10 protein-coding genes are annotated in these 12,924 nt (G+C 48.6%); all 10 read right to left on the bottom strand.

Annotation, left to right across the window (positions count from 1 at the left end):
- Nucleotides 1–85: 85 nt before the first annotated feature.
- Nucleotides 86–1,129, bottom strand: a complete 1,044-nt coding sequence (locus B2899_RS16535; RefSeq protein ID WP_286887226.1) for a Cj0069 family protein — start codon at nt 1,127–1,129, stop codon at nt 86–88.
- Between the two features lie 302 nt (nt 1,130–1,431).
- Nucleotides 1,432–2,721 (bottom strand): glutamate-1-semialdehyde 2,1-aminomutase, encoded by a 1,290-nt coding sequence (gene hemL, locus B2899_RS16530; protein WP_146808306.1) that lies wholly within the window; start codon nt 2,719–2,721, stop codon nt 1,432–1,434.
- 25 nt (nt 2,722–2,746) lie between these two features.
- Nucleotides 2,747–3,727, bottom strand: a complete 981-nt coding sequence (hemB, locus tag B2899_RS16525) for a porphobilinogen synthase (protein WP_146808305.1) — start codon at nt 3,725–3,727, stop codon at nt 2,747–2,749.
- Nucleotides 3,728–3,746: 19 nt separating this feature from the next.
- Nucleotides 3,747–4,529, bottom strand: coding sequence for a uroporphyrinogen-III synthase (locus B2899_RS16520; protein ID WP_286887222.1), 783 nt, complete (start codon nt 4,527–4,529; stop codon nt 3,747–3,749).
- On the bottom strand, nt 4,526–5,452 hold the full coding sequence (gene hemC / locus B2899_RS16515; protein ID WP_146808303.1) for a hydroxymethylbilane synthase: 927 nt from the start codon (nt 5,450–5,452) through the stop codon (nt 4,526–4,528). The genes B2899_RS16520 and hemC overlap by 4 nt, the downstream gene beginning before the upstream one ends.
- Before the next feature lie 15 nt (nt 5,453–5,467).
- Nucleotides 5,468–6,289: a cytochrome C assembly family protein gene (locus B2899_RS16510; protein WP_286887219.1), complete on the bottom strand. Its 822-nt coding sequence runs from the start codon at nt 6,287–6,289 to the stop codon at nt 5,468–5,470.
- 30 nt (nt 6,290–6,319) lie between these two features.
- Nucleotides 6,320–7,678 carry a glutamyl-tRNA reductase gene (hemA, locus tag B2899_RS16505; RefSeq protein ID WP_146808301.1) on the bottom strand — a complete coding sequence of 453 codons (1,359 nt, stop codon included), beginning with the start codon at nt 7,676–7,678 and terminating at the stop codon, nt 6,320–6,322.
- Nucleotides 7,679–7,936: 258 nt separating this feature from the next.
- Complete coding sequence (locus B2899_RS16500; protein ID WP_286887217.1) at nt 7,937–10,102, bottom strand: RNA degradosome polyphosphate kinase; 2,166 nt, start codon at nt 10,100–10,102, stop codon at nt 7,937–7,939.
- 26 nt (nt 10,103–10,128) lie between these two features.
- Nucleotides 10,129–11,658: a Ppx/GppA phosphatase family protein gene (locus B2899_RS16495; RefSeq protein WP_286887215.1), complete on the bottom strand. Its 1,530-nt coding sequence runs from the start codon at nt 11,656–11,658 to the stop codon at nt 10,129–10,131.
- A gap of 122 nt (nt 11,659–11,780) precedes the next feature.
- On the bottom strand, nt 11,781–12,924 hold a 1,144-nt coding region (locus B2899_RS16490), incomplete at its 5' end, for a methyl-accepting chemotaxis protein (RefSeq protein WP_286887201.1).

Genomic DNA, 12,924 nt, shown 5'->3' with positions numbered 1-12,924 from the left:
TCTCCTCATTCTTTCCTCTCTTTAAAGAAGCCGTTCCTGCGGCGCATAAGTACCACTGAAACGGCTGGATATTCCAATTACGATTTTATTGCTCTACTGCCTCCACCTGGGAAAGAATGTTGATGATCTCGTCTGCTATGTCTTCACTTAGGGAAAGCTGCGAAGTAAATCCAACACAGGAGCAGTTCATCTCACCTAAAATATAACAGTCACGTCCCTGTTCATCCGTATCGAGAATGAAGTCTGCGGTCCAGATTAAAGGCAAATCATAGCCGCCCAACTTTTCCGTAATCGTCGGCAGGCTTGCCATAAAAGAATGAACAAGATCTCCCCACTCTTCCGGAGCATCATAGCGGTATTTCGCCCCGGAGAATAACGTGGCGGAAAAGGCGTCCGTGTCTTCGGCCGGTTTCTTATGCACAACATTAACCGGTGTTCGATGAAGCATTAACAAACGAATCTCACCTTCTTTAATACGCGGCAGAAAACGCATATCCACCAGCATTCCGTTTTCTCCTGTGATGTACTGTTCGCAGAATGTCATAAAGTTCTCAAGCGTATGCTCCTCCACATGATTGTCTTTCGCTTCCGTGCAGCGCACAACTGCATCCAGCGGCACCTCTTCCGCCTCACCGATATCGCTGACCAGCTGCACACGCCAGATTCCTTCTCCTGTCGAACCGCGGTTCTGCTTTAGTACTCGCTCACCGTTCTTCAGCGATTTCGGGAAATTCTCTTTAAAGGAAGCAATGTCATAGTAGGCAAACGTATCTTCCGGCACAAGCGGTGTCTCACGCAGCTTAACCAGCGCGTCTTTCGCGCCGTAGTTAATCATGGCGTCCGGATGGGGCATTCCTTTTACACCGAATTCGCACAGTTGACGGATCATCTGGAAGTATGTGCTTTCATCTTTTAAATTCCCCGGGTTAATCCGGCTAACATATGCATCAGCGCTGCGGACCACATGTTCGAAAATCTCGTCTTTCTTCTCGTCAGAATAAAAAATAACTTCCGCCGTCCAGCCGCACTTTCTCAGCGACTCTACCATCGGCATCGTATCCGGCCGATACCCGTCCGGCCCCTTGTCAGTTCCGCCTGCTACTTCAAAAAAGACAACATGCTTCTTCATTCGCAACTCTCCCTTTTGCGTAAATTTTTTATATAAATTGAGGTACTAACATAATCATAGTCCTTTTGAATTATAATTCTTTCTTGTAAAACTATGATGAAGGGAGGGTCACAAATGTGTAAACGTGCTGTAAATTCCCGTTTTTTCGCTGTGTTATCTTCTTATTTTTTATTTTTACATAATTTTAGTAAAATTAGAACGTTAAAGTGAAAAAATTCACAAATAGTTCATTGATAATACACACATGATAGAAAATAAAATACCCGAAGCTTTTTGATAGCCTCGGGTAACGATATAGAAATCTACAACTGTTTCAACGTATTGTAATTCGCTTCAATCGTCCGTTCGATATCTTCATCCGTATGTGCCATGGACACAAACATGCCTTCAAATTGAGAAGGCGGCAGTGAAATTCCCTCTTCAAGCATAAGACGGAAGTACTTGGCAAAGCGTTCTAAGTCGGATGTTTTCGCTGTTTCATAGTTGATGACTCTTTCACCGGTGAAGAAAACCCCCACCATCGAGCCGACTCGATTAAGATGGACCGGGATGCCGAGTTCTTTGGCATTGGCTGCGATGCCTTCTTCAAGACGGGCACTCTTGCGTTCCAATTCCTCGTATACACCCGGTTTGCCCAGCTCTTTCAATGTAGCATAGCCTGCTGCCATCGCCAGCGGATTGCCTGAAAGCGTACCGGCCTGGTACACCGGACCATCCGGCGCAATCTGACGCATGATCTCTTCTCTACCGCCATAGGCGCCGACTGGAAGACCGCCGCCAATGACCTTGCCCATTGTTGTCAAATCGGGTGTGATGCCGAAGCGGCCCTGTGCACAGTGATAGTCGACGCGAAATCCGGTCATAACCTCATCGAAAATAAGCAATGTTCCGTATTCCAGGGTCAATTCACGCAAACCTTCCAGAAAGCCCGGCAGCGCCGGAACGACACCCATATTGCCCGCCACCGGCTCTACAATAACCGCGGCCAGTTCATGGCCGAAACGCTCAAAAGCCACTTTCGCGCTTTCGAGATCGTTGTACGGAACTGTAATCGTATGTGCAGCCACAGAAGACGGCACACCGGGGCTATCCGGCAGGCCAAGCGTCGCCACGCCGGATCCGGCTTTAATCAACAGGCTATCGCCGTGGCCGTGATAGCAGCCTTCAAACTTCATAATCTTATCGCGCTTCGTATAACCGCGCGCCAGACGCAGGGCGCTCATGGTCGCTTCCGTCCCGGAGTTGACCATCCGAACGACTTCAACCGATGGAACAATCTCGCATACCAGTTTGGCCATCTCTGTCTCCAGTACGGTCGGCGCACCGAAACTGGTGCCTTTTTCCAATACTTCCCGCAGCGCTTCCTGTACTGCCGGATGGCAGTGTCCAAGAATGAGTGGCCCCCAGGAACCTACATAATCAATATACTCGTTTCCGTCCACATCATAAATCTTCGAACCGACGCCGCGTTCCATGTAGACCGGGTTCATACCGACCGATTTGAATGCGCGGACCGGGCTGTTTACGCCGCCCGGCATATATTTTTTTGCCTCGGTAAAACTTTGAATGGATTTATCGTATCCTTTATGCATGCCGTGCTCCTCCTGTTTAGCGTGATTAGTCGATTTCTTTTAACCAGCGGACCGCATCTTTTGCCGAATAGGTAAGGATCATGTCAGCTCCCGCACGTTTCAAGCCGGTCAACAGCTCAAGCGTAATCGCTTTTTCATCCACCCATCCACGCTCGGCCGCCGCTTTAATCATCGAATATTCTCCACTTACATTGTAAGCCGCGACAGGAAGGTCGAAGTTGTCTTTTACTTCGCGGATAATGTCCATATAAGCCATCGCCGGCTTCACCATCAGCATATCCGCTCCTTCTTCTACATCGGAAGCCGCTTCGCGCAGCGCTTCCCGGCGGTTGGCCGGATCCATCTGATATGTCTTACGATCGCCAAATTGCGGCGTGGAATGCGCAGCGTCACGGAACGGACCGTAGAATTGGGATGCATATTTCACCGCGTACGACATAATCGGCGTATTGATAAATCCTGCTTCGTCAAGCCCCTGGCGAATCGCCGCCACGAAGCCATCCATCATATTGGACGGCGCGATGACGTCCGCGCCCGCTGCCGCCTGGGATACGGCGGTTTTCACCAGCAGTTCAAGGCTGGAATCATTGTCGACGTATCCTTCGTGAATCATTCCGCAGTGGCCGTGCTCGGTGTACTGGCACAGACACGTATCGGCCATCGTGACCAGCTCCGGTGCCCATCCCTTGATTTTACGAATTGCCTGCTGCACGATGCCATCTTCCGCATACGCTTCCGAACCGCAAGCATCTTTATTATTCGGCACGCCGAACACGATAATCGACTGAATGCCAAGCTCTGTAACTTCCTGAATTTCTTCTTCCAGGCGATCAAGCGAATAATGGAACACGCCCGGCATGGAAGAGATTTCATGCTTCGTATCGTTTCCTTCTACGACAAACAACGGATAAATAAAATCGTTGGCATGAAGATACGTTTCACGGACAAGGTTTCTCATCGCAGCTGTTGTGCGCAGACGGCGATGACGTTGAAAATACAAAGACATACTTATATCCTCCTTCGGGTTACCACCCGGTATACTTCGACATAGCCTCAATCAGCCCGTCAATGCTGTATTCATCACCCATCACATGAACGGCGAGCCCTTCCTCGCGTGCCGCCCTGGCCGTTACCGGGCCAATGACAGCGATATGTACGCCATCCATATACCGCCGCCTCTCCTCTGCATCGAAGGCAGCCAGAAAATAACGCACGGTTGATGGGCTTGTAAATGTAATCATATCGACTTTTCCTTGCTTCAGCTTGTCTTTTAGCTCCGCAATATTTTCCTCTGCCCTTACCGTATCATAAGCCGGTGCGTCTGTCACTTCAAGACCAAGCGCACGCAGACCTTGTGGCAATACATCGCGGCCAATGTTCGCTCTGGGCAGAAGCACTTTTTGTCCCGCTTTTAGTTTGCCCCGCATCGTTTCCAATAAGTGCTCGGCAGTAAATTTCCCGGGAATGTGCTGCACAGAAAGCCCCCGTGCTTCAAGCGCGGCGGCTGTTTTCGTTCCCACTGCGGCAATCCGGCCGGTAAATCCGGACATATCAATATCGAGTTCTTCCAGCCGTTGAAAGAAAAAACTAACCCCATTTATACTAGTAAAAAAAATCCAGTCAAATGAGGGAAGCCGCCGCAGCGCACAATCAAACATGGTTTGATCGGCGGGTGGAACGAATCGAATGACCGGACAGGCGAATCCCTCGCCCCCCCGTTCTTCAATCTTGCGAATAAACGCCCGCGCCTGCTCCCGCGATCTTGTTACTACGATACGCTTGCCGGCGAGAGATGCGTCCATACTCATGCTTGATTGTCCTTATATACTTTTTCAAGAATTTTGTCTGCGCCCTGCTCCTTCAGCTTATTGGCCAGGTTCACACCAAGCGTTTCCGGATTTTCATCTTCCATGCTTTCTTTCAGTACGGTATGCCCATCCGGATCGCCCACAAACCCTGTCAGAGAGATGAGTCCCTCTGTCACAGTAGCATGAGCGGCAATCGGCACCTGGCAACCACCTTCAAGCGTACGCAGGAAAGCCCGCTCCGCCCGGGTAGCAAGCATTGTGTCACTATCGTTCAACTTACTCAACAGTCCGAGCAGCTCCGTATCGTCTTCGCGGCATTCAATCGCCAGGGCACCCTGTCCGACCGCCGGCAGGCTCACTTCTACAGGCAGAAATTCGGTAATTTCTCCCTTCCACTGCATGCGCTCAAGGCCTGCGGCTGCAAGGATGATGGCAGAGAAACTCTCTTCTTTAAGTTTGCGCATCCGGGTATCGATATTACCCCGAATCGGCTCAATCACAAGGTCGGGACGCAGCGCTTTCAACTGGGAAGCGCGGCGCAGGCTGCTCGTTCCCACGATGGAACCTGCCGGCAATTTATCAAGCGGCGTACCGTCTTCGCTTATCAGCACGTCCCGCACATCCACGCGCTTTGGTACACACCCGATGGTGAGACCTTCCGGAAGCAGTGCCGGCATATCCTTCATGCTGTGCACGGCCATGTCAATCTCCCCATCGAGCAGCGCCTGCTCGATTTCTTTGACGAACAGCCCTTTGCCGCCGACCTTGGAAAGCGTGACATCAAGAATGCGGTCCCCCTTTGTCACAATCTTCTTCACTTCGAACTCGAACGGGAGCCCGAAGCTTTTCAAACGATCGATGACCCAGTTTGTCTGTGTCAGCGCCAGCACACTCTGCCTGGAACCCACGATGATTTTTCTCATGTCAATTCTCCTTTTCTATAGCCACTGATGAAATGATGAAACCGATCCGGAAATCAAGTAATTCAACAAAATCAATGAAAACGCCGCCGCGTTCCACAAAGCCAGTTTCCGGCCGACCCATCCGTACGTTACCCGTTGATACAAATACAGCGAATAGACGATGAGAACGCCCACCGAAGTAAGAACTTTCGGATCAAGCCAGATGCTATAACTGACTTTAAGATGCGCCCAGATGGCCCCAAGAATCAACGCCATCAGCAAAAGCGGCACCCCTATCATGTTAAAGCGGTATGAATACAAATCAAGCAGTCCAAGCCCCGGAAGCCTCTGCAGCCATTTATTCCACTTTTTTTGCTTCAGCATGCGGTCTTCCACCAAATACATCAGCGAAAAAATGAACGAGAGCGAGAAAGTTGCATAGGCGAGCAGCGCCAGACTGATATGAATAAATAATAGCTCTGACGTCAGACGTTCCGTCACCATTGACGAGGCGTCCTTATTGGCAAAGAAATTCAACGCTAATACGGCAAAGCCCAGAATGTTCGTGAAAAATACCAGCAAATCAATTCGGAACAAGTAGTTGATAACGAGGGAAAACGTAACCAGTATCCACGAATAAAAAAAGAGCGTTTCAAACAGCGTCAATACCGGAAAATACTCTTTCTCCATCATGCTAAGGACAAAAAAGACGCTTTGCAGCGTCCAGACAACGGAAAGCAGCCAGAAGGCGGTTCGATTTACCTTCCGGCTGCGGTTTAGAAAATCAGCAAAATATAGCAAAATGCTGCAAGCATAAATATAAATGATGGCATCGTAAATAAGGCTTTCATGAAACAAGTGGCATAACTCCTCTCCTCAGGAGCATAACTAGAACGCTTGCTGTTCGGTCAACAAACGACGCTGACGAACCGGGATATAAGAAGCTTCTCTTTCTTCCTCTGTCTGCTCTGTCTCTTCGAACGCGTTCTCCAGTGCGAACAACTTGATAAACATATCGAGCGCTTCATCTGCGCCCGGCTGCCCCGCCATTTCTTTGATGCGCACGATCGGATCATGCATAATTTGGTTAATCAAACTGCGCGTCTGCTTATTAATCATGCGAATCTCTTTCTCCGTTAACTCCGGACACTTGTTCTGAATGTTGCGCATCGCTTCCTGTTGGTACGCAAGCAACTTCTCACGCAATGCGCTGATGAGCGGACCGACACCCAGCGTATTGAGCCATGCTTTGAAAGCGACTAACTCTTCGCCAATCATAACACCGATTTTCTCGGCTTCACGGGCACGATCGCGCATATTGGCTGCCACAATGCCTTCGAGGTCATCGATATCATACAGATACACGCCATCCAAGTCATTAATGGCAGGGTCCAGATCGCGCGGCACGGCAATATCAATCATAAACAGCGGACGATGGCGCCGCTTGCGCATAATCGCTTCCACGTCCCGCTTCGTTACTACGTATTCATTTGAACCAGTGGAGCTAATGACAATATCGGCCAGCACAAGAGCTTCCCGCAGACGGTCCATCGGTATAGCTTTGCCGCGGAACTTCTCTGCAAGCGCAACAGCACGTTCATATGTGCGGTTTGCCACGAGCACATGCGCCGCTCCATTCGCATGCAGATGCTTTGCGGTCAGCTCGCTCATCTTGCCCGCTCCAAGAATCAGAACGGTTTTATCGTTAAAGTAACCAAATACTTTTTTTCCGAGTTCAATGGCGGCGTAGCTTGTTGAAACGGCATTTTTGTTGATTTCCGTTTCGGAATGGGCGCGCTTGGCCAGCGTAATCGCCTGCTGGAACAGTTTGTTGAACACCGTGCCGGTAGCACCGTTTGCCTGCGATAAGGCAAACGCGTCTTTCACCTGTCCCAGGATTTGCGTTTCACCAAGCACCATAGAGTCCAGTCCACAGGCTACACGGAACAGGTGCTGTACAGCCGCGTCATTTTCTTTGATATAGATATGGTCGACGAATTCTTCCCGCTGCACATGAAACCACTCCGAGAGATAATTCTTAATGAAGTGGCGGCCCGTGTGCAATTGGTCGACGACCGCGTAAATTTCCGTTCTGTTGCAAGTGCCAACAATTACACACTCTAATATGCTTTTTGTGCTCTGCAGTTTCTTAAGCGCTTCCTGCTTGTCCTCATCCAAGAATGCGAACCGCTCACGGATTTCCACCGGGGCTGTACGGTAATTTAACCCGATTGTTAGAATGTGCATAATTGACACCCCATCCTACTTCTTTATATTGTATGTGATTAGTTTGCGCTGTCGTCTCTTTGCTATACTATACGCTCGTTTTTGCACGTACCTAATTATATCACTTTCTATCCTAAATTCCGAAACGAAATATGAAAAATTTATGAATATGATATCCATATTACCGTACACCGTATAAACACTATCATTATTATAGCAAAAAAAGCGACCAGGACAAAAAGGCATTCCGCGTTAAATTCCGGAATGCCTAACGTTTTTTCACACTTCTTCCACATGTGTTTTCGGTTTTAATTGCTTCATGTACGGAGTCTGCTGAATCTTTTTCGCATTTTTAACCGCCAGATTATGGAGATAAAGCTGACTGTGCATCCGCTTCTCTCCTTCCTTCTGCTGCACTCTCGTATAAACACCCTGGAAATTCAACTCTCTTGCCTTCACATTATCCTGCAAGAGCACACGCAAAATCTCTTTGACTCGTTCTTTCAACGAAGGCACTTCGATAGGAAACATGATTTCCACACGCCGTTCCATATTGCGCGTCATCCAGTCGGCGCTCGACAAATATACCTGTTCTTCACCACCATTCTGGAAGTAAAAAATACGGGAGTGTTCCAGGAAACGGTCGACAATGCTATATACGCGAATATTTTCGCTTACACCCGGAATGCCGGGACGCAGGCAGCAAATGCCACGGATGATCATGTCAATCTGTACGCCGGCCACCGACGCTTTAAATAACGCTTTAATCAGCTTCTTATCCGTCAGCGCATTCATTTTCAAAATGATACGACCCGGATTGTCGGGCGTACTTTTCGCAATTTCGTTATCAATTAACCGCAGAATTTTGTTGCGCAAACCGTTTGGCGCTGCTTCAATCTTCTTCCATTTCGGCGGCTTCGAATAACCGGAGAGATGGTTGAATATATACGAAGCGTCAATGCCAAACGGTTCACTGCATGTAAACATACCTAAATCGGTATACAGCCGGGCGGTCGAATCGTTATAGTTACCGGTCCCGAGATGGACATAACGTATCAGCTTTTGCCCTTCCTGACGCACGACGAGGGTGATTTTACAATGTGTTTTTAACCCTACCAGGCCATAAATGACATGGCAACCCGCTTTCTCAAGTTTTTTCGCCCAAACGATATTATTCTCCTCATCGAAGCGTGCCTTCAGCTCCACAAGAACAGTGACTTGCTTCCCGTTCTCTGCAGCTTTTGCCAGCGCTCCTACAATAGGCGAATCTCCACTTACCCTATATAATGTTTGTTTAATCGCCAGGACGCTCGGATCTTCTGCCGCCTGCTGGACGAAATGTACAACCGGATCGAATGATTCATACGGATGATGGACGAGAATATCTCTGTGGGCGATTGCTTCGAATATATTGCTCTCTCCGATAAAGTCGGCCGGCGGCTGCGGCGGCAAATTTTGATACCTTAGATCGCTGTAACCGGGCAGCGAATAAAATTTCATCAGGAACGTTAAATCAAGCGGACCTGAGACTTCATAAATATCGCTCGTCTCAATCTCAAGCGACTCCTGTAGAATGCTTTTCATGTACGGCTCCATATCCGAGGTGATTTCCAGGCGCACAGCCGCACCCCAGCGGCGTTTCTTAAGCTCTTTTTGCACTTCTTCCAGCAAATCTTCCGCGCCTTCCTCGTCCAGCGTAAGATCGGCGTTGCGCGTAATGCGGAACGGCTTGACCGATAAGATCTGGTTGCCTTTGAACAGAAAATCGACATAATAGCAAATGACATCCTCAAGAAGAATAAATTGCGCCGTGCCTTCCGGGCTGGGCAGCTGGATATAGCGCTGCAGAACGGAAGGCACCTGCACAACAGCGAATAATACTTTGCCTTTTTCATCTTTCTCGCTCTCCAGCATTACGGCCAAATTAACGCTCTTGTTTAACAGCATCGGGAATGGACGGCTGGCATCTACCGCCATCGGCGTCAGCACCGGATAGATCCGGTCGTAAAAGTACGTGCGCAGGAACGTATGCTGTTCTTCCGTCAACTCCTCCGGTTTGACAAACGATATGCCATGCGCGGCAAGCTCAGGAATAAGCTTTTGATACAGCAGCTTGTACTGCGTTTCAACCATTTTATGCGCTTCGTGCGAAATGGCGGTCAATTGTTGGCGCGGCGTCATGCCCGCTTTATTTTCCGGCGTCGTAATACCATGCTTCTCCTGATCCTTCATCGAACCGACACGTACCATGAAGAACTCGTCGAGATTCGAACTTGTAATCGCAAGGAACTTAAGCCGCTCCAGGATCGGATTGTTCTCATCTTCCGCCTCTTCCAGGACACGACGATTGAATGCAAGCCAGCTTAGCTCCCGGTTAATGTAGTAAGATGTACAATCGAAGTCGATTTTGTTATCCTTTTCATTTACAGCTGTCATTTCCCCCATCGCTTTCTACCTCTTTTTTAAAATTTTTATTTACTCTTCCATTCCAAGCGAAGCGGAAGGCCAAATTGCTTTCTAAATTTCTTTTTATGCTCTTCGAGTGTCTGCGCCTCTAAGGATTGCTCATTGACTCTGCCCCAGCAATACAGCACAACCACACCGTCACTGCACAACAGCTTCACATCCGATATCTGCTGACTTTCCGTTCGATCAAGCGCACGTGCCATCAACAGAAGAAGGCCAAGCTGCTCAACCATCTGCAAATCCGCTTCAGAGACCATCGACTCATACGGGGCGACCAATCGCTGCATCCGTTTTGATCCCTTGTATGAAGCGATTAATGCCGCAAGCAATCGCTGCTTATGTGTTAATCCAGGCAAAAACACATTCACCATCAGATAGAAAGTATGCTGATTCCATTCGCCAATGTTAATCATGCGGCCGATATCATGCAGGCGTGCCGCAACGCTTACCAGACGTTTTTCTTCGGGGCCGTAAGAATGCAGCCCTTCTTTTGCCAGCTGTTCAAATAGGGTGCAGGATAAATTGTCTACATGCCGGGCATGCACCTGGTTTACTTTGTAATTGACCATCAATGCATATACGCCTTCTTCGACTACATCGTCAAGTAGCGTCAGGTTTTTCGCTTTTAGCCGTGACTCCATATGCACGCCGTCCCTCAACCCTTTATTGCTGACAATAAACCGCTCACTTCCGATACACTCGAGCAGCACTTTAATAATATAGATACCGGGAACGATAATGTCCGCTCTCTCTTTCGACAATCCCTCCACACCCTGCATTTGCGTGGGAGAAAGTTCTTTCAGATAATGAAAAACCGTATCGACATGATATTTCTTCATGTGATAATTGTGCAGACTCGCAAACGGATAACGCATCATTTTCTGGTGGACTTTCGCCAAATTACGCGCGCTCCCCCCCATTCCGATAAGTGAATATTTCTTCTCCTTTATCCATGGATGGGCCAGGAATTGCTCCTTTAGATACTTCTCCAACGAGACCAGTTCCGCATCCGTTGGAATCCCGTTACGGAAAAATTGCTTTGCCAGCGTTACGGCTCCGAACGGAAAGCTGTAGCTCTCTACGAGCTTACGATCTGCAAACTTCACCAATTCAGAGCTGGCGCCTCCGATGTCAATGGTAAACCCTTCTGACACGCTCATCGTATTTACAACGGCCAGATAGCCGTAATACGCTTCTTCTTCACCTGAAAGCACCCGGAACGTAAAGCCCGTGGTTTCATATATTCTCGTTAAAAGTTCTTCCTTATTTATCGCTTTGCGTACGGCTGCGGTCGCCACACCGATGACGGACGAGACCTTTCGCGCTTCACAAAGTTGACGGTACTGGGTCAGCACACGCAGCACTTCTTTTATTCCAGGCTCGATGATTTCATTGTGTTCATTTAAAAATGTGCTTAAACGAATGGTGTTTTTAATATTATCAACTTCGTATGATGTGCCTTCAGCCGTTTCGTAATAAATGACCAGTCGGACAGAATTCGATCCCATGTCAATAACGGCGCTGTATTTATCCATCAGCAACCAACCTTATCATGTCTTTTTATTTTATAATGGCTATTGTAGTCGAAAAATATTGAGCATTTGTAAAGGTTTTGTGAAGTTCGTAATGAAGATTGCGAAATCGCTTACATTTAACATTAAATGATAAACCGCTTTACGATTTTATGAAGCGATTGTGATTGAGTAGATAGGAGTGCGGCATCTTCCGCCAATTGTTGAATGCTGGTGACTTTCTCATCCATCGCTGCCGCCCCGCGTGCCATTGATTCAGTAAATTGTTCGGCTATACCTGTCAGATTTTCGATAATTTTTTCAATCTCTTGAATGTCCGTGATGACACGATTGGCGAGTTCATAATTGGAGGCAACCTGATGCTTCGTTCGATCGGCGGCGTCGGTCATTTCATGGATGGCAGCGCCCGCGATACGTCCGACTTCGAGGCCTTTCTCGATAGCCGTTACGCTGGTTGTCGCTTTCTCTGCCGCCTGCATAGCCTGCTGCTTTGTTTTTTCCAGCGTCTGTAGAATATCTTCAGCGAATGAAGATGTGCTTTCCGCAAGCTTGCGTACTTCGCCTGCGACGACCGCGAATCCCTTTCCGCTCTCGCCGGCGCGTGCGGCTTCAATGGATGCGTTCAATGCCAGCATATTTGTCTGACGGGCGATATGAGTAATGGCTGATACCTTATTCATAACCTCATAGGTACTCTCTGACACTTGGGAAATGGTACGAACCGACTCTTCAACCGCTGCTTCTATTTGCTTCATCTGGCATTCCGAATCTTCTACAGCTCCCATACCGCGCTTAGAAAATTCGGTTACTTGTGCGGATAAAAGCCGAGCGCTGTCCATGTGTTCCTGCATCTGCCTTACTTCGCTCATAATCTGGGTCATCATCGCTCTCAGCTCTTCCAGTGAACCGAGCTGACCCTCTGTCCCTTCACGAAATGTCCGCATCATCTGCGACATTTGCTCAAATGTTTCAGCCAGCTGCCTGGACTCGTTCGCCTGGTGTCCGCTGACTTCCTGGGTCACTTCGGCAGAAGCAGCCAACTCTCGAATAATATCGCGTGTACCGATGACAATTTTATTTAATTCATATCCCATTTGAGCAAACTGATTTCTCCCGTGGCTCGGAGCGGCCACCGTTAAATTGCCGGCGGAAATGCTGCGTGTGACACGGTACCACTCTTTCAACCTTGATTGAAGCTGATAATAGAAGAAAGCGGCGCCTACTACGCCTGTCAGAAGAGAAAAAGCGGCACATAAGAAGAAGAGCGGT

Source organism: Aneurinibacillus sp. UBA3580, from assembly GCF_002375825.1.
In the GTDB taxonomy this organism is placed as follows: Bacteria; Bacillota; Bacilli; order Aneurinibacillales; family Aneurinibacillaceae; genus Aneurinibacillus; species Aneurinibacillus danicus.
The sequence above is the reverse complement of the archived record's forward strand: the minus strand, read 5'-3'. Positions and strand labels throughout refer to the sequence as shown.

What these genes read in the sequence shown, in the direction of transcription:
- B2899_RS16500 (WP_286887217.1), bottom strand. Translation starts at nt 10,102, where the DNA reads ATGGGGGAAATGACAGCTGTAAATGAAAAGGATAACAAAATCGACTTC.
- hemC (WP_146808303.1), bottom strand. Translation starts at nt 5,452, where the DNA reads ATGAGAAAAATCATCGTGGGTTCCAGGCAGAGTGTGCTGGCGCTGACA.
- hemA (WP_146808301.1), bottom strand. Translation starts at nt 7,678, where the DNA reads ATGCACATTCTAACAATCGGGTTAAATTACCGTACAGCCCCGGTGGAA.
- B2899_RS16520 (WP_286887222.1), bottom strand. Translation starts at nt 4,529, where the DNA reads ATGAGTATGGACGCATCTCTCGCCGGCAAGCGTATCGTAGTAACAAGA.
- B2899_RS16535 (WP_286887226.1), bottom strand. Translation starts at nt 1,129, where the DNA reads ATGAAGAAGCATGTTGTCTTTTTTGAAGTAGCAGGCGGAACTGACAAG.
- B2899_RS16495 (WP_286887215.1), bottom strand. Translation starts at nt 11,658, where the DNA reads ATGGATAAATACAGCGCCGTTATTGACATGGGATCGAATTCTGTCCGA.
- hemB (WP_146808305.1), bottom strand. Translation starts at nt 3,727, where the DNA reads ATGTCTTTGTATTTTCAACGTCATCGCCGTCTGCGCACAACAGCTGCG.
- hemL (WP_146808306.1), bottom strand. Translation starts at nt 2,721, where the DNA reads ATGCATAAAGGATACGATAAATCCATTCAAAGTTTTACCGAGGCAAAA.